Source organism: Tetzosporium hominis (assembly GCF_002265435.1).
In the GTDB taxonomy this organism is placed as follows: domain Bacteria; phylum Bacillota; class Bacilli; order Bacillales_A; family Planococcaceae; genus Chryseomicrobium; species Chryseomicrobium hominis.
Genome location: NZ_NOKQ01000187.1, coordinates 42085 through 64233 on the forward strand (window position 1 = coordinate 42085; position 22149 = coordinate 64233).

At 42.0% G+C, this 22149-nt stretch carries 21 protein-coding genes; 15 read left to right on the top strand and 6 right to left on the bottom strand.

Translation table 11 applies throughout. The annotated features are described in order from the left end of the window. Window positions 1-10 precede the first annotated feature (10 nt). The 4 genes from CF394_RS04060 (at window position 11) to CF394_RS04075 (ending at window position 3753) form a co-directional block, all read left to right on the top strand. The gene (locus CF394_RS04060; protein WP_094941952.1) at window positions 11-226 is read left to right on the top strand and encodes a YozE family protein; all 216 of its coding nucleotides are present in this window, start codon (window positions 11-13) and stop codon (window positions 224-226) included. Window positions 227-297: 71 nt separating this feature from the next. Then, window positions 298-1002, top strand: a complete 705-nt coding sequence (gene deoD / locus CF394_RS04065) for a purine-nucleoside phosphorylase (RefSeq protein WP_094941953.1) — start codon at window positions 298-300, stop codon at window positions 1000-1002. An 85-nt stretch (window positions 1003-1087) separates the two neighbouring features. After that, complete coding sequence (locus tag CF394_RS04070; RefSeq protein WP_094941954.1) at window positions 1088-2548, top strand: S41 family peptidase; 1461 nt, start codon at window positions 1088-1090, stop codon at window positions 2546-2548. 56 nt (window positions 2549-2604) lie between these two features. After that, window positions 2605-3753 (top strand): CobW family GTP-binding protein, encoded by a 1149-nt coding sequence (locus tag CF394_RS04075; protein WP_094941955.1) that lies wholly within the window; start codon window positions 2605-2607, stop codon window positions 3751-3753. A gap of 206 nt (window positions 3754-3959) precedes the next feature. On the opposite strand, the gene CF394_RS04080 is transcribed toward CF394_RS04075, so the two are convergent. Then, window positions 3960-5303, bottom strand: coding sequence for an MATE family efflux transporter (locus CF394_RS04080; protein WP_094941956.1), 1344 nt, complete (start codon window positions 5301-5303; stop codon window positions 3960-3962). Window positions 5304-5345: 42 nt separating this feature from the next. On the opposite strand from CF394_RS04080, the gene murG reads away from it, so the two are divergent. Further along, complete coding sequence (gene murG / locus CF394_RS04085; protein WP_094941957.1) at window positions 5346-6416, top strand: undecaprenyldiphospho-muramoylpentapeptide beta-N-acetylglucosaminyltransferase; 1071 nt, start codon at window positions 5346-5348, stop codon at window positions 6414-6416. A 27-nt stretch (window positions 6417-6443) separates the two neighbouring features. On the opposite strand, the gene CF394_RS04090 is transcribed toward murG, so the two are convergent. Beyond that, window positions 6444-6989: a GNAT family N-acetyltransferase gene (locus CF394_RS04090; protein ID WP_094942109.1), complete on the bottom strand. Its 546-nt coding sequence runs from the start codon at window positions 6987-6989 to the stop codon at window positions 6444-6446. A 286-nt stretch (window positions 6990-7275) separates the two neighbouring features. Here CF394_RS04090 and CF394_RS04095 point away from each other — a divergent pair, with 286 nt between their 5' ends. The 7 genes from CF394_RS04095 to CF394_RS04125 all read left to right on the top strand — a co-directional run bounded on the left by CF394_RS04095 (window position 7276) and on the right by CF394_RS04125 (window position 16532). After that, entirely contained in the window at window positions 7276-7941 is a 666-nt protein-coding gene (locus CF394_RS04095) for a response regulator transcription factor (protein WP_094941958.1), read from the top strand. Beyond that, the gene (locus tag CF394_RS04100) at window positions 7925-9286 is read left to right on the top strand and encodes a sensor histidine kinase (protein WP_094941959.1); all 1362 of its coding nucleotides are present in this window, start codon (window positions 7925-7927) and stop codon (window positions 9284-9286) included. The genes CF394_RS04095 and CF394_RS04100 overlap by 17 nt, the downstream gene beginning before the upstream one ends. A gap of 197 nt (window positions 9287-9483) precedes the next feature. Continuing rightward, entirely contained in the window at window positions 9484-12273 is a 2790-nt protein-coding gene (locus tag CF394_RS04105; RefSeq protein WP_094941960.1) for a 2-oxoglutarate dehydrogenase E1 component, read from the top strand. 22 nt (window positions 12274-12295) lie between these two features. After that, window positions 12296-13525, top strand: coding sequence for a 2-oxoglutarate dehydrogenase complex dihydrolipoyllysine-residue succinyltransferase (odhB, locus tag CF394_RS04110; RefSeq protein ID WP_094941961.1), 1230 nt, complete (start codon window positions 12296-12298; stop codon window positions 13523-13525). Window positions 13526-13582: 57 nt separating this feature from the next. Beyond that, a complete protein-coding gene (locus tag CF394_RS04115; RefSeq protein WP_094941962.1) occupies window positions 13583-13780 on the top strand; it encodes a DUF6501 family protein in 198 nt (65 codons plus the stop codon). 44 nt (window positions 13781-13824) lie between these two features. After that, a complete protein-coding gene (locus tag CF394_RS04120) occupies window positions 13825-14685 on the top strand; it encodes an ATP-binding protein (protein ID WP_094942110.1) in 861 nt (286 codons plus the stop codon). Then, window positions 14685-16532: a vWA domain-containing protein gene (locus CF394_RS04125; RefSeq protein ID WP_094941963.1), complete on the top strand. Its 1848-nt coding sequence runs from the start codon at window positions 14685-14687 to the stop codon at window positions 16530-16532. The genes CF394_RS04120 and CF394_RS04125 overlap by 1 nt, the downstream gene beginning before the upstream one ends. 38 nt (window positions 16533-16570) lie before the next feature. On the opposite strand, the gene CF394_RS04130 is transcribed toward CF394_RS04125, so the two are convergent. Together CF394_RS04130 and CF394_RS04135 are read right to left on the bottom strand one after the other, a co-directional pair. Then, a complete protein-coding gene (locus CF394_RS04130) occupies window positions 16571-17728 on the bottom strand; it encodes a toxic anion resistance protein (protein ID WP_094941964.1) in 1158 nt (385 codons plus the stop codon). Beyond that, window positions 17718-18368, bottom strand: a complete 651-nt coding sequence (locus tag CF394_RS04135; protein ID WP_094941965.1) for a 5-bromo-4-chloroindolyl phosphate hydrolysis family protein — start codon at window positions 18366-18368, stop codon at window positions 17718-17720. The genes CF394_RS04130 and CF394_RS04135 overlap by 11 nt, the downstream gene beginning before the upstream one ends. A gap of 155 nt (window positions 18369-18523) precedes the next feature. Between CF394_RS04135 and CF394_RS04140 the strand changes: the two genes are divergently transcribed. Together CF394_RS04140 and CF394_RS04145 are read left to right on the top strand one after the other, a co-directional pair. After that, complete coding sequence (locus tag CF394_RS04140) at window positions 18524-18805, top strand: DUF1033 family protein (RefSeq protein WP_094941966.1); 282 nt, start codon at window positions 18524-18526, stop codon at window positions 18803-18805. Between the two features lie 190 nt (window positions 18806-18995). Next, window positions 18996-19196, top strand: coding sequence for a cold-shock protein (locus tag CF394_RS04145; RefSeq protein ID WP_094941967.1), 201 nt, complete (start codon window positions 18996-18998; stop codon window positions 19194-19196). Window positions 19197-19235: 39 nt separating this feature from the next. Here CF394_RS04145 and CF394_RS04150 read toward each other — a convergent pair whose 3' ends face one another. Beyond that, window positions 19236-19892, bottom strand: a complete 657-nt coding sequence (locus tag CF394_RS04150; protein WP_094941968.1) for a hypothetical protein — start codon at window positions 19890-19892, stop codon at window positions 19236-19238. 98 nt (window positions 19893-19990) lie between these two features. Between CF394_RS04150 and CF394_RS04155 the strand changes: the two genes are divergently transcribed. Continuing rightward, window positions 19991-20452, top strand: coding sequence for a YkvA family protein (locus CF394_RS04155; RefSeq protein WP_243370667.1), 462 nt, complete (start codon window positions 19991-19993; stop codon window positions 20450-20452). 34 nt (window positions 20453-20486) lie between these two features. Here the strand turns inward: CF394_RS04155 and CF394_RS04160 are convergent, their stop codons facing one another. Further along, on the bottom strand, window positions 20487-22094 hold the full coding sequence (locus CF394_RS04160; protein WP_094941970.1) for an ABC-F family ATP-binding cassette domain-containing protein: 1608 nt from the start codon (window positions 22092-22094) through the stop codon (window positions 20487-20489). Between the last annotated feature and the right edge of the window lie 55 nt (window positions 22095-22149).

Here is a 22149-nt window from a genome sequence, read left to right on the forward strand (position 1 = left end):
GGTGTAGCCAATGCGAGACAGTTTTTATCAATTTGCCCTTCGCTACAGAGGTGGCTCTACGACTAATCAGAAACACCGGTTTGCTGAACGGGTTTTTGAATTACATGACTTCCCGAAAGCTTCAACAGACTTTCATGAAATCTCTTTATATATTGAGATGCAGGCAGATGATGACTTGCCTGCATCTACTTTTGACGAGTTGTGGGAAGAATATACGTCAAGATGACACCGACAATTGCAATCAGACGTTAAACTATGTATCATAAATCTATACGTTAAAGAAATGAGGTTACAAAGATGAGTGTTCACATTAGTGCAAAAAAAGGTGAAATTGCAGATACAATTTTACTTCCAGGAGATCCACTACGTGCAAAGTATATTGCGGATACATTTTTAGAAGATGTTGTTCAATATAATGAAGTTCGTAACATGTTTGGTTACACAGGTACATATAAAGGCAAACGCATCTCTGTTCAAGGAACAGGAATGGGTGTTCCTTCTATCGCTATCTATGTAACAGAGTTAATGCAAGAATATGATGTGCAAAAATTGATTCGCGTTGGTACGTGTGGCGCGATTCAAAAAGATGTAAAAGTACGTGAGGTCATCTTGGGTCAAAGTGCTTCCACAGACTCATCATTAAACAAAGTATTGTTAAACGATTTAGCATACGCACCTACTGCAGATTTCGATTTGTTGTACAAAGCTTTTGAAGCAGGAAAAGAAGCTGGTCTTAACCTTCGTGTAGGAAACATCTTTACAGCTGACTTATTCTACAATGATGAAGCTGACTATAAAAAATGGGCAGATTACGGTATTTTAGCAGTTGAGATGGAATCTGCAGCTCTTTACACTTTAGCTGCTAAATTCGGTCGCCAAGCGCTATCAATTTTAACTGTAAGTGATCATATTTTGACAGGTGAAGCGACTTCTTCTGAAGAACGACAAACAACATTTAACGATATGATTGTTGTTGCACTCGAAGCTGCTATTCAAGAATAAAATGAATTCCGGCTTCCACTTGAAGCCGGAATTACGTTTTGGACTGTCGACTTGCGCGGCAGTCTTTTATTAATGAGGTGAGAACATGGAACATGAAAATGAACATCAGCAACCGGAACCAACTCCACCAGTGAAGCGTTCATTCCGCATCAATCCGTTTATCTTTGTCATCGTCCTGTTTCTTACAGCCATTGCCTCTGCGGGCATCACGATGCTTGCTTTAACTACAGGTGAGGATAAAGTGGCAGAAGTCATTCAACCTACAGAGCGACAAGAGTTTTCAAAACTCTATGATGTCTATGATCAACTGCAGGAGAAATACTACATGGATTTTGATCAAGAAGAATTGGTCAACGGGGCAATCAATGGGTTGGTGGATGCTCTAGGGGATCCCTATTCGGATTATATGAATGAAGAAGAAGCGTCCCAATTTGATGAAAGTATCTCATCTAGTTTCCAAGGTATTGGAGCAGAGATTCAAGATCAAAATGGTGTGATTACAGTTGTGTCCCCGATTAAAAACTCTCCTGCTGAACGTGCTGGTATTATGCCTAACGATAAAATCATTGCCGTTGACGGTGAAGACATTCGTGGTTTCAGTGCTTCTGAAGCGGTCATGTTGATTCGCGGGGAAAAAGGAACAGATGTGACATTAACGATCCAGCGCGGTGAAGAACAACCAATTGAACTTACAATCACTCGTGATGATATTCCAATTGAAACCGTGTATGCTGAAATGTTGGAAGGAAATGTAGCGCACATATCGATTACAAGTTTTTCTAGAGATACGTATCAAGAACTTTTAGCTGCACTCGAGCAAATGGAATCTGAAGGTATGGAGATGTTGCTTCTAGACGTACGTCAAAATCCAGGTGGACTTTTAGACGTAGCTGTTGATATCGCTTCACTATTTGTAGAAGAAGGACAACCAGTCCTACAAATCGAACAACAAGGTGAAGCTACGATTTTACCAGCAACAGATGCCGAGAAAGTAACGGTACCGACTGCTGTCATCATTGATGAAGGAAGTGCTTCGGCCTCTGAAATCATCGCAGCAGCGCTTAGTGAATCTGCAGACATTCCTGTTGTCGGACTTACTTCATTTGGTAAAGGAACTGTACAAAGTGTAGAAGATCTACCAGATGGTTCAAATATAAAGTTAACGACGGCTAAGTGGTTGACGCCAGATGGTAACTGGATTCATGAAAAAGGCGTTGAGCCGGATCATGAAGTAGCATATCCAGACTATGCATCTCTTGCTCCACTAGATGCTTCCGTGGAACTGAGCGAAGGCTTGCAATCTGAACAAGTAGCTTCTTTGAAGAAATTTATGGCCGCTATCGGTTATGAAGTGGAATCACAAGATACTAAGTTTGATGCACAGCTTAAGACCCTTGTCGAAGAGTTCCAGCAAGAGAATGATTTAGAAGTTACAGGAGTGGTGTCAGGCGAGACAACAACTGCGCTGATGAATGCTGTCCGTGAAACTATGCGAACAGAAGATCCACAACTACTAAAAGCAATTGAAGTGTTATCAGAACAATAGAACGAAGGGGCTGGCTACTTGTAGTCAGCCTTCTTTTTTCGGGAGGAGGAGACTTTATGAAATATGTTTACTTATTAAGTGGATTTTTAGGAAGTGGTAAAACGACTTTATTAGTCAAATTTATCGAACATCTTAAAAATAAAGGATTGCGGCCGGCAGTTATCATGAATGAACTGGGAGCACTCGGCTTTGATTCGGAGGCTGTAGAAGGAGATGTACCCCTCAGAGAGTTGTTAGATGGATGCATTTGCTGTTCACCTGCTGAAAAAACAGAAGCACAAATACAACAAATTCTCTATCAAGAAGAGTTTGATGTATTACTCATTGAGACAACAGGTGCCGCGCATCCGGTTGCTTCATTAGATGTTATCTTATCTCCATTGTTTGCAGATCAGTTTGACTTAAAAGGTATTTTAACCGTAATTGATGCGAAACGATTTTTACAAAGAGATACACTACCTATTCAGACAAAAGCGTTGTATCTTGAGCAAATACGACATGCGCATACACTTATTGTGAATAAAACAGATCTGATTAATGAAGAAGAATTGAGTGAGCTTCAGTTCACGCTGAAACAATTGAACAACACGGCCGAGATCATTGAAGCGCAGCATGCGGCAATTGATTTTGAACAATTGACAAGTTCGACTAAGGATACTACTCCGCACTTACCGTCCCGTATAGGAAAAGAACTGCGACTAGGGTCTCGTCTCGATAGTTTAGAGCACCCCTATCCTCAATACGTGGTAGAAGAATGGGTCCAATCGTTACCAGATTCCGTTTACCGGATTAAAGGCTATGTTCAGCTCCCATCTACGACTCATCCTCATTTATTTCAATATTCTTATGGGATGACTCAGTGGATGGCAGAGGATGTCAAAGTGAAGACGCAACTTGTATTAATTGGAGAGAATATTAAGACCGCTCCCTCACTAGAAGCATTTTCTCTTAAAAGCCTCCTTGAATTGTTATACCCCGGTAGAGATCGTGTATCTGAATTGATAACAATGACGGAGATTCATCAGTTCCTTGATGAAGAGCTTTTAGATGTTAGAACGCATCCTCGAACACGTTTTAACCTGGAGACGAAACGTAATCAAATTGAAGAGAAGGTAAAAAAATTAGACTGTTCTAATTGGCAAGAAAAGCACTTTCTCGACTTTGTTACTAAGAGATACGAACACTTGTCAACACACTCAAACTAGCAATACCCTTCCTCATTGGAAAAACCTCTCAACAGAAGGTCCAATCTTACCGGATTTCTTTCTGAATTGGTCCTGTTGGACGAGCCTTTCAATCAGAGGTCTTTGATGAAAAGAAATGGGCGGAGAAGTATAGGTCTCTTTCAGTAGAAGTGGATATTAAGGTAACTGTGCGAGATTCAGGAATTATGGATTGAAAAAACCACGTGTCATGCGACATGTGGTTTTCTTTGCACAATTAGTAAACGAATTGATAGGGTAATGGCTCCAGCAGTAAGACCTGCAATCAGACCGACCCAGTACCCATATTGAGCAAACTCTGTATAGGTAGCCAGTATGTAGCCTAAAGGTAAGCCGATTACCCAATAAGAGATGATGGCCATAATGAATGTGATCTTGACATCTTTATAGCCACGAAGCGCTCCTTGAACCGGTGCTTGAATAGCGTCAGACAATTGGAATAAGGCAGCAAACACTAGAAACTGAACAGCATAAGCAACAACTGTTGCGTCATCTGTATAGAATCCTGAGATTTGTTCACGGAAGAAATACAGGATGGATGCTGAGATAAAGCTGACTCCTACTGCTAGCGATACGGCTAGCCATGCATAATGTTTCGCTTCGTTTCGGTTTCCTGCACCTACAGCTTGACCGACGACAATGGTCGCTCCCATAGCAATAGATAACGGTATCATATAGAGCAGTGACGTAAAGTTTAAAGCGATCTGATGAGCAGACAACACTTCGGTCGAGTAATTCGTCATTACGAGAGTAACGGCTGAGAAGATGGTCGTCTCAGCAAAAATAGACAATCCGATTGGAACACCCATCGCGACAATCGTCCAAATTCTCTTCTTCTGCACTCCGACAAAACCACTGAAGATCTGGTACTCTCTTATAGAAGGCAACAATACGATCAAGCTTATAGTTATAGCTAATACCAGCCAGTAGGTGAGCGCGGAAGCAAGTGCAGCTCCTTGTCCCCCAAGCTCAGGAGCACCCCAGTTTCCAAAAATAAACAAGTAGTTTAAAAAGATATTGATAGGAGCCGATAGCAAGGTGATGAACATGGTGACTCGAGTCAGACCTAAAGCATCTATAAATCCTCGGAGTACACTATAAATAAAGAGAGGTACTAGTCCAATGGAAATCGTCTTCATGTAAGCAATCGCGATTTCGCGTTCGATTGCTGTAACATCCATTGCGTTGACTACAGGTTCTGCAAGAGTAAACACCAAGATATAGACTAGTAAAGACATTCCAATGGCTACAAGTATTCCTTGTTGAACAGACGGGCGAACCTGGTCTTTTTTATTTCCACCTATGTAATGTGCTACGATAGGCGTTATACTAATAAGGATGCCAGTCAGACCTGTATAAACAGGCACCCAAAGCGACGACCCGATTGAAACGCCTGCCAAGTGACCGATGTCGTATTGACTGGTCATTAAGATATCGAAAAAAGTCATAAGGTAGAGAAAAACTTGCGTAATTAAAATGGGAGTGACGATGAGGGCTAAAGTCTTCAAATATCTTGGCAATGAATTCGCCATGAGTGAGCACGTCCTTTATGATGATCTTGGAGGTTGGATTTTATGAAAACACTATTTTTAACAGGCGGTGGAACTGCCGGCCATGTTTCTTTAAACTTAGCCATTATACCAGAACTAGAGAAGAAGGGCTATGCCGTCCATTATATCGGTTCTGCAAACAGCATTGAACAAGAACTAGTACAGGAATACTATCCCCATGTACCGTTCCACAGCATTTCTACAGGAAAGTTACGCCGCTACCTTTCCATTGAAAATATAAAAGATCCGTTTAAAGTACTTGCAGGTGTGGGTCAGTCAGTTCAACTCATGCTTAATTATAAGCCTGTTGCAGTATTTTCTAAAGGTGGTTTTGTTTCAGTTCCTGTTGCTTTGGCAGCGAAGCTTACAAACAAACCACTCGTGATTCACGAATCCGATATGAGCCCTGGTTTAGCTAATAAGATTGCGTCTCGCTTTGCCAAGACTGTTTTGACGGTGTTTGATAACACAGCAAAGCATTTTCCTGGTAAAGGCATAGCCGTTGGACCAATCATTCGTCCAGAACTATTTAGTGGTTCAAGGGAAAAGGGTTTAGCACAACTTGGATTTACAAAAGAACTTCCCGTGTTATTGATTATGGGTGGGAGTCAAGGATCTGCTAAAATCAATCAATTGGTCAGAGAGACAAGAAAGCAATTGGTGGATTCTTTTCAAATCATTCATTTAGCTGGTAAAGGGCATGTGGAAGTGGGAGAGTGGTCGCACCCAAACTACCGAATTTTTGAGTTTGTGACAGATGAATTATCTAATTTCTTAGCGACCACAGATTTTATCATCTCCCGTGCTGGTTCCAATGCGATATTTGAATTTTTAGCTCTTCAAAAACCTATGTATTTGATTCCTCTCTCTAAAAAAGCGAGTCGAGGAGATCAAGTGGAAAATGCGCATTATTTTGCTGCAAAGGGTTATGCCGTCATGACTGAAGAAGATTTATTAACAGCAGAGGAATTTACTGGTGCCATTCAGGAGCTTGTGACACGTCAAGAGAAAATACGCCGTAACCAACAACAGGCGGCTAGTTCGCCATCTCCAGAAGCGTTTGTCACTCTATTAGAACAACAGTGGAATAAATAGAAAAGGCTGCTCGGATGAGCAGCCTTTTTACATTGCTTGTTCTTCTTGATTCTGTTGTTGCAGCATATAGAACATGAACATATCTTTTGAGATACAATAGAGGTCATAGACTTCTTGTTCACGGTTGATCTCTTGGTAGAGCGCAGAATATAAGTCATTTGCTTCGACTGCATACGGTAACTTCGCAGCGGCACGAAGACTCTTTTCATTTGATTTGCGGATACGCATGAATACTTTTTCAATCTCTAATTCGAAAAACAATTCGCTAAGGAACTGCTCTTTTGCTTTAGAGTTGTAGCCAAGACCCTGGAAAGGCGTGCCGATCCAAGTGCCTAAGAATCCAGCATTTTGTTGTACGTCAAACAAGTTGATCGTACCTATAGGTTGGCCAAAGTCACTCAGAATAGTGCGTGAGATGACCGTACCTTGGTCTTCTTCTTCCATAAGTGCTTTTGTGCTAAAGAGATACTCTTCCGCAGAAGCGGCTTTATGGCGAACAAACTTCATCACTGACGGGTCGGACATGAGCTCATATAGAGCGTGGCAGTCTTGTAAATCGCGTCGTTTTAGCAATTCAATCTTCCTCCCAAACCGGTATACCGGTTCCTGAAATTTTTCATTTTGTGCTGCATAAAAAATTTCGGGGTAGGAATCGAACCTACTAGAACCAATCGCGTGGTGGCGCACCATTTGCCTTCCCTATCAAACTATAGAATTTTATGTTGCTAGAAAAATATACATTATTTTTTTCGAATTGAAAAGTGAAAAATACGTGAACATAAAAACTTGAATCCTAGTACCTAAATTCGTACGATTAAGCTAGACCAAATACGTAATTAAAGAAGGCAGGTGAGCGACTGTGGCACGCATATTATTTGTTGAAGATGAGCCGAATATTGCAAGGTTCGTAAAGCTAGAACTGGAGCATGAAGGCTTTACAGTGGATCATAAGCTAGATGGTCGAGATGGGTACGAATTATTCCGAAATAATAAATACGATGTCGTCTTGTTGGATGTTATGGTACCCGGACTCAACGGGATGGAACTGACTAGACGGATTCGTAAGACCTCGACGATACCTATATTACTAGTAACGGCTCGAGACGCTGTTATGGACAGAGTTTCAGGTCTTGAAGCGGGTGCGGATGATTACATCGTAAAACCATTTGCGATTGAAGAACTACTTGCTAGAATACGTGCCATTCTTCGTAGAGTTGAGACGACAAGTTCTCCTACTAATGAAACCTTTTTCATAGACGAAAAAGCCCGTAAAGTCGTAGCAGAAGGAAATGAAATCGAATTGACCAAGACGGAATTTGATTTGTTGCTTTATTTTGTGAATCACCCAAATCGCGCGTTGACTCGGTCACAGATCATAGAACATGTATGGGGATTTGATGCGGAAGCGGAGACGAATGTTGTCGATGTCTATGTGCGTCATCTCCGTAAAAAACTCCCGCAAAACATTAGTGAAGCCCTGCAGACTGTAAGAGGGATTGGATATATGTATGAAGTGGAAGCCTAATTCATTACGAGTCCGTTGGTCGATATGGACAGCCACTGCCATGATTGTGACGTACATTTTGCTGTCACTTGTACTAGCGACTGCTCTTAGTCAATGGCTACTTGCCAATGAAAGGGCAGCAGCAACCATTTCTTTTACAGAACTAGAAAGTTACATGACTACAAGGGGTCCTGCACTTAGCTTTCAAGACTTTGAACGCAATACAGGGTTATTAAATCAATTTCTGAGTCGCAATCAAAGTGCGAGACTACTAAATGAAGACGGTGTGGAGATTCTACAAATCAACCCAAGTTCTCCGTATCCCATCTTTACTGGAGAAGTCAATTCATTTCAGAGGATGGAAGAGGACGGAAAAGATTTTTTATATAAAGCTACGGAATTTCAAATCGGCAACGGCTCTCTTTATATCGCCATGTCCCATTCATTAGAAAGTTATAGCTCCATGATCACTTATTTAAGATGGTCTCTAGTGTTATTTGGAGTTCTGTTTGTCATCGTATCCGGGATAGCAGGATATTTCTTGTCATCTTTACTCGTCCGTCCATTAGAAGAACTCAAATATGCAATGAAACAACATGCACTTGACAATCAAGTAGTACCAGCCTTGTCTTATACAGGTACGGATGAGATTGGCCAACTAGCAGAGGAATACCAACAAATGGTGAGCCGTATTCATAAAGTCTATGCCATGCAGGAGCGTTTTATAGGAAACGTCTCCCATGAACTGCGTAGCCCCATTCAAGCAATGGAAGGAAATCTTGCCATGTTGCAGCGGTGGGGGAAGACAGATCCGCAACTAGTGGAAGAGACTGTGACCATCTTACAGCAAGAGACGATGCGTATGAGACAAATGATAGAAGCATTACTTGCTCTCGCGAAACAAGAAGAAGATTCGAACCACTTTGCAGAGGTTAAACAAGTCGTTGAAGCAGCAATAGAGCGACAAGATCATCATGAGGCGGCAATGATAACTTCTTCTATTGAACCTGCCGTCCTTTCCATCTCACCAGTCCTTCTTGAACAAGTAATCACGAATTTACTTACGAATGCGATTCGCTACTCATCAGAAGTTCCTATCATATCTATCACAGGCAAAGTGACCGACAACAAGTATATTTTGCGAATTCAAGATCAAGGAATCGGTATGGATGCGAGTGAATTAGAGAGAATTTTTGAGCCGTTCTATACGGTTGATGCTACGCGGTCCAAATCAGCGGGTGGAACTGGTCTAGGTCTAACATTTGTAAAGCAAGTGTTGGAACGTGCTGAGGGAAAAATTTCTGTAACAAGTGTACTTGGAAGAGGAAGTGAATTCACACTTCAATTTCCAATTAAAACCAAGTGAACTACCATTCAGTTGAACGCTCGTTTTATACGAGCGTTTTTTCGTGAGATTTTTCACAAAAAGCATTGTAATTTTTCCTAAGAGTAGTAAGATTGAAATGGAAAAATTGTTCATGCCCCCTCGCTTTCATAAAGGGGTCATCAATGATACTATGAATATATATACTATTGATAGGAACTACAGTTGGAGGTTTTCTCATGTCGAAAACAACTACACCCTGGTCCGCATTCTCGGGTCCGAACTTAGGGTATGTGATGGAGCAATATGAATTATTTTTGGAAACACCAGAAAACGTAGATTCTGACCTTGCCGCGTTGTTTGAACAATACGGTGCGCCAGTTGGTTCTACGACTTCAAAATCAGAAGCTGTACAAGTAGACGACTCGTTAATGGATGTTGTGTTGAAAGCGATTCAACTTGCGGATGCGATTCGTACACATGGTCATGAAGCAGCAGATATTTACCCGCTAAATGATCGTGAAAAGAAAACAGAACGTATCTCATTAGAGTTTTACGGATTAACAAAACAGGACCTAGAAAAGGTACCTGTGTCTTTGCTTGTTCAAAACCCACCGGCTACCGTTCAAAATGGAGCACAAGCAATCGAACATCTAAAGTCTGTTTACACAAACAAAGTAGCTTATGAGTTTGCTCATGTTATTACTCGCAATGAGCGAGAATGGTTGCAGTCTCAAATTGAAAGCACAAAACCTCAGACATTATCAGCGGATGAGAAAAAGGAGCTCCTTGCTCGTTTAACTCATGTAGAGGGGTTTGAAAAATTCATTCACCGTACATTTGTTGGAGCTAAACGTTTCTCTATCGAAGGTTTGGATACTCTTGTTGTGTTGTTTGATGCTTTAGTCGAACAGTCTAATAAAGAACAAGTGAAACAAATGAACATCGGGATGGCTCACCGTGGCCGTTTGAACGTGCTGACTCATATCTTGAAGAAGCCGTATGAAATGATGTTCGCTGATTTTGCACATGTTCCAAATGATGCGTTCATTCCTAAAGATGGCTCTTTAGAGTTCTCTAAAGGTTGGTACGGAGATGTGAAGTACCACAACGGTGCGACATACAATTCACCCTCAGGTTTGAAAGTAAAGCTTGCCTACAACCCATCACACCTAGAAGTAGTTAGTCCAGTAGTTACTGGACAAGTTCGTGCTGCTCAAGAAACGACAGATGAAGCAGGCCTACCGAAACAAGATCCATCCACTGCATTTGCAGTTCTTGTACACGGAGATGCTGCATTCCCAGGACAAGGTGTGGTTACAGAAGTCTTGAACTACAGCCGTGTTCCAGGTTACCAAACTGGAGGATCCATCCATATCATTGCAAACAATATGATCGGCTTTACGACAGAACATTACGATTCACGTTCAACGCTTTATTCAAGTGATCCAGCAAAAGGGTACGAAGTGCCAGTTGTTCACGTAAATGCCGATGAGCCAGAAGAAGTCATTCGTGTGGCTAAACTTGCGTTTGCGTACCGACAAAAATTCAATAAAGATATCGTGATCGATTTGATCGGATACCGTCGCTATGGCCACAATGAAATGGACGAGCCGATGGTAACGAATCCAGAGATGTATAAATTGGTTCACAAACATCCAACTGTACGTGAACTCTATGGAAAGAACTTATCTTCTGAATCACTAGTAAGTGAAGATGAAGTGAAGAAATTAGATGAAGATACATTTGCAGAAATGCAAGCAGCTTATGACCGTGTGAAAGAGCTTCCTGAGTCGAAAGCGCATGACATCGTTATCCCAGAAGCTGTGTTAAATGGCATGCCAGAACACGAATCTGGTGTAGAAGAAGACCGTCTGCGCAAAATCAATGAAGAGTTGTTGACTTGGCCAGAAGACTTTACTCCTTTTAAAAAGCTTGCTCGCATCCTAAAACGTCGTGAAGAACCTTTCAATGGCAAAGGGAAAATTGATTGGGGTCATGCTGAGACATTAGCATTCTCTACAATTCTGCAAGACGGGCAATCCATTCGTCTAACAGGACAAGATGCGGAGCGAGGGACGTTCTCACACCGTCACCTTGTACTGCATGATGAAACAAATGGTAAAGAATTGATGCCAATTCATCATATCTCTGGTTCTAGCTCATCTTTCGTCGTGCACAACAGTCCACTGACAGAAGCAGCTATCCTAGGTTATGAATTTGGTTACAACTTAGAGGATCCAAATACATTGACGATTTGGGAAGCTCAGTATGGTGACTTTGCTAATATGGCACAAGTGATGTTTGATAACTTTATCAGTGCAGCACGTGCTAAATGGGGTCTAAAATCAGGTTTAGTTATGTTACTTCCGCACGCTGCTGAAGGACAAGGACCTGAGCATACAAGTGCCCGCGTTGAGCGTTATTTACAGCTTGCAGCTGAAAACAACTGGACGGTTGCGAACCTCTCAAGTGCTGCGAACTACTTCCATATCTTGCGTCGCCAAGCGGCTATGCTAGAAAACGAAGCGATTCGTCCACTGATTATCGTATCTCCTAAGTCCTTGTTACGTCATCCTAAAGTGGGAGCGGATGTAGCAGAATTGACATCAGGCAAATTCGAAACAGTGATTGAAGAACCAAACTTGGGTAAAAACGCGGACAGCGTTACAAAGATCGTGTTTGCGAGTGGAAAGCTTGCAATTGATTTAGCAGATAAGATTGACTCTGGTGAAGGATATGATCACCTGCACATCGTTCGCGTAGAGCAGTTGTATCCATTCCCTCAGGAGAAAATTGCGGACATCATTGCTCGTTATCCAAACGTTAAAAAACTGGTATGGGCTCAAGAAGAACCTCAAAACCAGGGTTCATGGCACTTTGCCCTTCCATACTTGTTAGAGCTAGGCAAAGGCCTAGATATCTCTTATTCAGGACGTACACACCGTTCAAGTCCTGCAGAGGGTGACGGAGAAGCGTACAAGGTCGAACAAGCACGTATCATTGAAGAAGCAGTAGCAAACAACTAAATCGTCCAAGGAGGAAACAATCGTGGCAGATATTATCGTTCCAGAATTAGCAGAATCCATTACAGAAGGTACCATTGCACAGTGGTTAAAACAACCAGGTGATACAGTTGAAAAAGGTGAGTTCATCGTTGAACTTGAAACAGATAAAGTAAACGTAGAAGTCATCTCAGAAGAAGCGGGAGTTGTTCAAGAACTTCTAGCTGCTGAAGGAGATACAGTTCAAGTTGGTCAAGTCATCGCTCGTGTAGGTGCTGGTGAAGGTTCAGCTGCTGCTCCAAAAGAGGAAGCGCCAGCGAAAACAGAAGAAAAAGCTCCTGAACAAAAAGAAGAGCCTGCTAAAGAAGCAGTTAAAGAAGAAGTAAAGCACGAGGAGTCTGGTGATCGTACAATCGCATCACCTGCAGCTCGCAAATTAGCTCGTGAAAAAGGAATCAACTTGAGCGAGATTTCTCCAGTGGATCCTATGGGTCGCGTGCGCGTTCAAGACGTAGCAGCTCACGGTCAAAAACCGGCAGCTGCACCACAAGCACAAACTGCTGCTAAAGAAGACGATGGCCGCACAACTCGTGAGAAGATGACGCGTCGTCGTCAGACGATTGCTAGCCGTCTACTAGAAGTAAAACAAAATACAGCCATGTTGACTACATTCAACGAGATCGATATGACAAACGTGATGGCACTTCGTTCACGCAAGAAAGATCAATTCTTCGAGCAAAACGATGTACGTCTTGGATTCATGTCCTTCTTTACTAAAGCAGTTGTAGCAGCTCTTAAAAAGTATCCATACGTAAACTCTCAAATCGATGGAGACTACATCGTGAAAAACAACTTCTACGATATTGGTATTGCGGTATCTACTGAAGGTGGACTAGTTGTGCCAATCGTACGTGACGCGGACCGTAAAAACTTCGCAGAAATCGAAGCGAACATTGGAGAACTAGCTGCAAAAGCTCGCGACAACAAATTAACACTTGGCGATATGTCAGGTGGTTCATTTACAATCACAAACGGTGGTGTATTCGGCTCATTGATGTCTACTCCAATCTTGAACGGTACACAAGTAGGGATTCTTGGCATGCACACAATCCAAAAACGTCCAATCGCTGTTGGAGACAATGTCGAGATTCGTCCGATGATGTATATCGCTCTATCTTACGATCACCGTGTTATTGATGGAAAAGACTCTGTAGGATTCTTGAAAACTGTTAAAGAGTTGCTTGAAAACCCAGAGGATCTTCTACTTAACTCATAATTTATACAAGAGGTCCTGCACTACGCAGGATCTCTTTTCCACTACAGGAGGGTTCTTATGATTCATGAAAATTGGGCAGAAAAGCCAACACTTCGCACAGTAATATGCAAGCATACAAATGCTGAAAAGTTTCTTGTTAGCAATGTCTTAACCGCTGGGAAAGAGTATGAAGTGAAGAACGAAACAGACGAGTTTGTGTTTGTTGTCGACAACACAGGCAAAATTGGTGGGTATTATAAAGAGTACTTCGAATGACCGATGGGGTTCCATCGGTTTTTTCTGTCGAAAGGGAGAAGACTATGAATCTTTTAGAAAAAGAACGAAACGAACGTTCTACCAGAGACTACTTAGATGACAAATCGCTCATTCGAGATGGTGGGTATAGAAGTCCGAATGCACACCTTTTACAAGATATTCAAATTGCCATAGCTTTAGGAAAACCTGTCTTACTTAAAGGACCGGCAGGGGCAGGGAAGACCAAGCTTGCGGAAACCATCAGTCACTATTTTGGGCAACCGATGCAAAGTATCAATACTTCTGTCGATCTCGATGCAGAAGCGCTTCTAGGATTTAAAACTATTATTCAACGTGATGGTCAGACGGCTATCGAATTTGTGGAAGGTCCTGTCGTCGAAGCCATGAAGAAAGGTCATCTTTTGTATATCGACGAGATCAATATGGCTAAAGCTGAAACATTACCGATTCTACACGGAATTCTCGATTATCGGAAGATGCTGACAAATCCGTTCACAGGAGAGGTCATTAAAGCACATCCTCATTTTGGGGTTCTTGCTGCCATTAATGAAGGATATATGGGAACAGCTCCTCTCAACGAGGCGTTGAAAGATCGTTTTGTATCTTTTTCTATTCCTTATATTCAAGGAGACGATCTAAAAGAGTTAGTGGAAAGCCAATTCCCGGAGCTAAAAAACTCTAATCTCGATACGGTGCTTGCTATTACTAACGAGCTAAGAGAACTAGCTGAACAAGGTCGCGTAGCGGACGAATCTGCTTCTATTCGTTCTCTTTTTGATGTGATCGAGCTGTCCTTTTACATGCCTCTTGAACGCGCTTATCAATACGGCTTACTTGAAAAAATGGCGGACTTACAAGAAAAGATGCTTGTCCATGAAATCATCACCTCGTGGTTGGATGCGTAATGGAACGCTTCATTAAGTTCAATAATGAAGTCGTCGAGGCAGGAGAACTGTTGCATTTTGAGCGTGTGGCACAAGCATGGATGCGCTCATCTGAATTTACGCTATCCGAACGCCAACTGCTAGAACTCAACCCTGCCGACCATCTCGTTGCCATCAGCGTGTTTTGGCGACATCGAACGCCTGCAATTCAACATGCGGGTCGAGTGACGGATGTACTGCTTCTCACATTAGGATTCTATAAAGAGTTTAATCTGAGAGTATATGAAGAGTTTCTTGATGAGTTACAAGGACACCAATTCGAGCAACTAGCAAGACAACTCGTCTTTTTATTAGAAGAGATACGCTTTACACAGCAAATTACGAAAACGAGAAAAGGCACTGCGAAATGGTTTCAGCTTCGCCATCAAGCGGCAGTTCCGTATTACAAACAACAGCTCTCGACTTTACAAAAACGTGGATTTACTTCTGATGCATTGCTTTATTTTATCGCTGTCGCGTTCTATGAGGGGACCTTACATGTCCAAGATATCGGAGAATTTAGCGAACTCGTTCCTTTTTTGAATCAGTGGCGCACGTTGTCTTCAACAGAAGATACTGTAGATACTGTCTGGGGAATCTTGTTTCGAATGGAAGATATTTTGTCTCAAGATGCTCAACTGACGCATTTTCAGCATCTGGTGCTGCGAGGGTCTGAATTTGAAAACTTTACGTACCACCGGGGTCTTAAAAAGGAGTTAAAAGGTACGGAAGAGTCAAAAGAGTCGGTAGAAGAGATGATGCAGATGTGGCACCAAGAAAGTGAACAGGAGAAAGGCCTGCATCTAAGATTTGAGATTGAACATGGTCGAGATAGTGACCTAGCAGATCCAGATGGTGCAGTAGAAGAAGGGCGCGAGGACCATGAGCCGACTTCTATTGGACTAGGAAATTCTTCTGCTCAGTCGTCTGAAGACTATGACCAGGATCAACTGACTGCTAGTCTGTTTCCGCGAATTCATGACACTGTGGTCGCGAAGGAACGGTTAATTGAGGTTCAAGAAACGACCAATTTTACTGCTGTTGCTAAAACCCGATTACTGCAGTCTCCATACGTTAAACAACTGGTAACTTTGTTTGAAAAAGAAATGGCCAAAAAAGAAATTGATGTGCAGAGAAATTTAAGCAAAGGGAGACTGCAGAAGAATCTCTTGCCTCTTTGGCTTGAAGAAAGACCACGAATCTTTTACCGGAAAGGACAAGATAGTAGAGAACTTGATGCAGTTTTTTACTTGCTAGTAGACGGGTCCGCTTCGATGCAGGATAAGCTAGAAGAAACGAAAGAAGCTGTCCTCTACGTGCATGATGTATTGCGCAAGCTCAGAATCCCGCATCGGATCGTACAGCACTATGAAGACGCGTATGATGCTACAGAGAGCTACCAACCAAACTATTTTGAAGTGATGCATGAATACGATCATACGACAGATGCCGCTCCGTCTATTTATTCAATGGAAGCACATGAAGACAACCGAGATGGCTATGCACTTCGCAAAGCTGGGCACTCGTTACTTGCACGCCCTGAATCTCAGAAGTTCCTTCTTTATTTCTCAGATGGTGAGCCATCTGCTTTTGAATACCGGGAAAAAGGAATTCTTGATACGGCAGACGCTGTTCAGTGGCTTGAGAAGAAAGGCATAGGTTTTCTTCATTTGTATCTGTCTGACACTAAGGTAACGGAAGAACAACAGCACCTTTTCTCTGTAATCTATGGAAAGCGCACGGCTGCAACGGATTCATTAGATCAGTTTACTTCAGAAGCACACCGTCTTCTCAAACGAATGCTCCAACATGCTTTGATGCGACTATAGGAAAGACCCCGAAATCAAATGATTTTGGGGTCTTTGTCCTACATACGGTTTTCGCTACGTTCTTGAATTTGTAAGAGACGATTTTTCAATTCTTCTTCCATACGGGCAATCTCAAGTTCCGCAGCTTTTCGTTTCATGCGGCCATCAGCTTGAATTTGGAGCGTTTCTTCGATAGTGCTGAGTAAGTTTTCTTGCGTCTTCTTCAACGTATCGATTTCAACAATGCCACGCTCATTCTCTTTAGCCGTTTCGATACTGTTCACTTTTAGCATCTCTGAGTTCTTTAGCAGTAGCTCATTAGTCGTAGCAGTTACCTGACGCTGAGCCGACACGGCTTTCTGCTGACGGTTTAGTGTAAGAGCAATAGCTATCTGATTTTTCCATAGAGGGATAGATGTCATAATAGAAGATTGAATCTTCTCAGCTAGTGTCTGGTTCGTCTGTTGGATCATTCGGATTTGAGGCGCACTTTGGATTGTGATTTGACGAGACAACTGCAAATCATAGATACGTTTTTCTAGACGATCAACAAATTGGGTCATGTCATGGACTTCCTGGAACGCCATCTGATCGTTGGATTGCTCTGCTTTTTGTCTCAATGCAGGAATTGTCGTAGAGACAATCTCGTCTCGTTTTAGTTCTGCTGCTGCGATATAAATATTCAAGGCTTTAAAGTAGTTCTTGTTTTGATCGTAGAGCTTATCAAGCATGCGCACATCTTCAACTAAGCCTCGTTTAGAGTGCTCCAACTGAATGCCGATCCGGTCTACTTGAGTACTCAATTTTTGATAACGGGACATCACTTCTTGAAGAGAGCGGTTCACTTTAGAGAACAGTTTACGGATTCCCTTTTTCTCTTTTTGATTCAGATCTTCCGGATTGATTTCATTTAACTTTTTCATTAAATCACTTAAAATGTCGCCGACTGGACCGATGTCTTTCTTCTGAACATGGTCAAGCATCTGATGAGAGAACTTGGTCAGTTCATTTTGAGCAGTAGCTCCGTATGTCAAAATAGATTCATAATCTCCAACAGGGATCTGGGTAGCTAATTGTTTGGCTTTTGTTTGTTCTTCTTCTGTAAGGCGATCTAGTAACTTTACTTGTTGCGTTGCAGGAGTCTCTGCTTTTGAAACTGGTTCCATCAACAGTTCATCTAGCAAATAGTCTGTTTGGTTCGTTTGTTCAGCGTTCATTTGGCTGATCTCCTTTCGGTTCCGGTAGACGGGAAGTGGTCAATTGTTTCGCGTAATCCAACTCCAACTGGAGTCGGTTGATATCTTGTTTGACAACATCGTTTACGTCTTGTTGAAGAAGCTCGTTGATGTCATCCATCATTTCACGAGCATCTAAAAGTGCGAGTTTTGTGGAAGCATCCTTGCTTGGCTGTCTAACAAGTAACGCATATTTTTTTGTGATTTCTAATGCACTATCTAGGTGTGAGTAGAAGAAAGCCTCTACTAAATAGAAGCGCTTAGGATCCTCTTTGACAAGCTGGACAATGCGTTTTGCTGCCCGGTTCATCTCAATCAATTGTTTGATGGAACGGAATGACCGAACTTTGGTATAGTATTGATTGAGCTCGTGCATCTTTTCTTGAGCTTCTCCAACTTGTTTCGAAATATGCTGAAGTTCAGACCAAGTAAGCCCATGTTTTTTGACGACATGGTACTTCTGCACACCTTTAATAGAGTAATTGGAAGCTGCATACGTACCCGCAGCTACAAAGGCACTTAGGGTGAGCCCTGCATCAAACGGGACTAGTAACAACAATAGAGACGACCCCGCGATGGGAATATTGAGCACATGTCGAATTGCTGTATATTTTGAATTCATAGCTGCACCTCGTTTCACTACTTTTACATACGTTTTCAGGACCGAAAAGTTTCATTCTTAACGTAAGTATCAGTTTCTAGAGCAAGAATTGCAAGCACTTTAGTCGACAGCACCTGTTTGTTTTAGCATAATGGGAGAAGGAAGGAGGGACACACATGTATCGTGTGATCTATATGAAGGCTGATTATGAGCCGTGGTATTTGTTTGAAGGCTGGCAGCAACACATTGTAGACAGCTGGTCCTTCCCATCCGAGAAGGAAGCAAAGCAGCATCTTGTACATAAAGTCCAAGAATTTCAAGATATCTACAAATTTTCTCGTGAGAAAAACGGCTATCATGCATTTTGGGATGGAAAAGAAGTCTGTTACTGTGAAGACTGCGAAGAAGACTTGCAGCTTTATCACGGCTTGTTTATTTTTACGGAACTAGCAGAATAATGGATGTAATCAGATAATAGCGGTTGACGAAGAAACTGGAACTGATATAATTTAACTAACAATGTATAGTGAAAACCGTAACGCAATTCACATATCCTATGTAGTGATCGATGTGAACTCATCGGTACTTCATCGGATATGTGAATTTTTTGGTTTTCACGTATTGATTATTTATTTGGAGGTTGTTCATATGAAACAAGGTACAGTAAAATGGTTCAATGCAGAAAAAGGATTCGGCTTCATCGAAGTTGAAGGAGAAAACGATGTATTCGTGCACTTCTCAGCAATCAACGGTGACGGATTCAAATCTCTTGATGAAGGTCAAGCAGTAGAGTTTGAAGTAGTAGAAGGCAACCGTGGACCACAAGCAGCTAACGTAACAAAACTATAAGATACAAAAAGCATGACCATCTGCGGTCATGCTTTTTCTTTATTCAACAGATTGTAAGGTGGAAGTGACTTCAAATTGTTCTCCTTCACCGCCTGGCATTTGAAATACACGTTTCACTTCACCGAATCCTTTGGCAAAGTACTTTTGTGTCAGACTGCCATCAGATCCTTCTTGTTCCATGACTAGAACATCTGAAAAATTCTGATACGGTGTTTCTAGTGTGGCCTCGGTTTCTGTAATGGTCCATCCATTGAACTCATGACCCACCTCAAAAGGAAGCGCCAAATAGATTTCTAGTTCTGGCATCGATTCGAGTTCACTAAGTGCTGGAAAATCCGCATCGTAGGCTTCTGCCTGTTCAAAGATTTTGACGATACGTGCTTCTTCCACTCGGTAGATACGCTGCATGACAGTCCCGCCATTGTCTTCTAACGTACCAATATAATTTTCATATAAGTGCTGTGTACTGAGTGTGTAGGTAGCATACTCATTTCCTTCACCTAAAAACGATGCGGTCGATTGATTAGGCATGAAGTAGTCATGCAGTTCGATTGCTGTTTCAGTGGTTTCTGTCGGTTCTTCAGTAGATGGCTGCTCTTCAGTTGGAGTCGGTTCTGGTTGAGGGGACGGGTCATCAATAGCTTGTTGCGAACAGGCAGCGAGTAGTAGCAAGAGCAGTATCGACATCTTTTTCATAGTTCTGATGCCTCCTTTTAAAAGTTAGACGGGTGGTAGAGGTGAGAAGTTTCAAGACTCTATAAAATTGGTATACTGTTGATAAGGGAGGAATGAATATGCAAACAACGGATTATCAACAACAGCTTGATTTTTATGAGCGTTTACGTAAGTCTATCACGTCCTACTTTCAAAAAAAAGGAATTACCAAGGTGTCGTCCTATCTTCTATTCGCGCCAGATATTTTTCATCTGATGATCAAATCATTAACGGATCCAAGAATCGATTTTAAAAGCAAGGCTCTACTAGGTGCTGGAATTGCTTATTTTGTTGCACCTGTCGATTTTATGCCAGAACTACTCGCAGGTCCAGGCGGATTTGTTGATGATTTGGTGATTGCTACATTCGTCTTAAATATGTTAGTAAACCGCCTATCACCAGAAGTGTTAGAAGACCACTGGGCTGGAGATGACAATCTACTCGGGACGCTGAAACGTCTATCAGCAAGCGGGGAGTCCATCTTAGGGAAGCTCCCGACAAAATCGTTAATCGGTCAATTTATGAAACGCAGTCCTATGTAAAAAAACACATCCCTCGGGATGTGTTTTTTAATGGTTATTTCGTTACAAATTGTTGCTCTTTCCACTCGAGGTACTCATCATACGTTAATTGCTTATCTAAGATGGTTCCATCTGGTTGAATCTCAATGACACGGTTAGCAATCGTCTGAATGAACTGATGGTCATGAGACGTAAACATCATAGCGCCTTTGAAGGCAATCAATCCGTTGTTCAGGGCTTGAATAGATTCTAGGTCTAAGTGGTTCGTAGGCTCATCAAAGAGCAATACATTCGATTCTGATAACATCATCTTCGACAACATACAACGCACTTTTTCTCCACCTGACAGGACAGATGGCTTTTTCTTTACTTCTTCTCCAGAGAACAACATACGTCCAAGGAAACCGCGTAGGAACGTCTCAGACTCATCGTCTGGAGAGTATTGACGCAACCAATCAACTAGTGAAGTCTCACTGCCTTCGAAGTAGCGTGCATTATCGATAGGGAAGTAAGCGCGTGTTGTCGTTACACCCCAACGAACGGATCCTGAAGTCGGTTCTTCTTCTTCAGCCAAGATACGAAGTAGTGCAGACTTAGCAAGTTCATCACCAAGTAATACCACTTTATCGTCTTTGTTTAACATAAAGTGAACATCTTTTAATAACGTTTGGCCTTCTTGCTCATAGCCTAAGCCTTGAACTTGAAGAACGTCGTTTCCGATCTCACGTTTCATTGAGAAGTTGACATACGGATACTTACGAGAAGATGGACGGATATCATCGAGCTCGATCTTCTCAAGAGTTTTCTTACGAGACGTTGCTTGCTTTGATTTCGAAGCGTTGGCACTAAAGCGCGCAACGAATGCTTGAAGCTCTTTGATTTTCTCTTCTTTTTTCTTGTTCTGGTCTTGAGCCATCTTTAATGCTAATTGGCTAGACTCGTACCAGAAATCATAGTTCCCAACGTAGACTTGAATCTTTCCGAAGTCTAGGTCAGCAATATGTGTACATACTTTGTTTAAGAAGTGACGGTCGTGAGATACGACGATGACTGTGTTTTCAAAGTTGATCAAGAACTCTTCTAGCCACTGAATTGCTTTCAAGTCCAAGTGGTTAGTAGGCTCATCCAGTAATAGGACGTCCGGTTTGCCAAATAAGGCTTGAGCAAGCAACACTTTTACTTTGTCAGAACCGTTAAGTTCGCTCATGAGTTTAGAATGCATGTCATCCGTGATTCCAAGACCTTGAAGCAAGATAGCTGCTTCTGATTCTGCTTCCCATCCGTTCATGTCAGCAAATTCGCCCTCAAGCTCTGCAGCGCGCATGCCGTCTTCATCAGAGAAGTCTTCTTTCATGTAGATAGCGTTCTTTTCTTTCATGACCTCATAGAGACGTTTGTGACCCATCATGACAGTCTCAAGAACCTGGAACTCTTCATATTCAAAGTGATTCTGCTTCAGGACAGCTAGACGCTCATCTGGTCCCATAGAAACATGGCCCTCTTGAGGTTCTAGGTCACCTGATAGGATTTTAATAAATGTAGATTTCCCAGCACCATTGGCACCGATCAAACCGTAACAGTTACCTGCAGTAAATTTAATATTGACATCTTCAAAAAGTTTACGATCACCAAATCGCAAACTGACTTCGCTTACTTGAATCATTAGTTAATACCCTCCTGTTAACACAATCATTTCATTATACCATGAAATGGGGAAA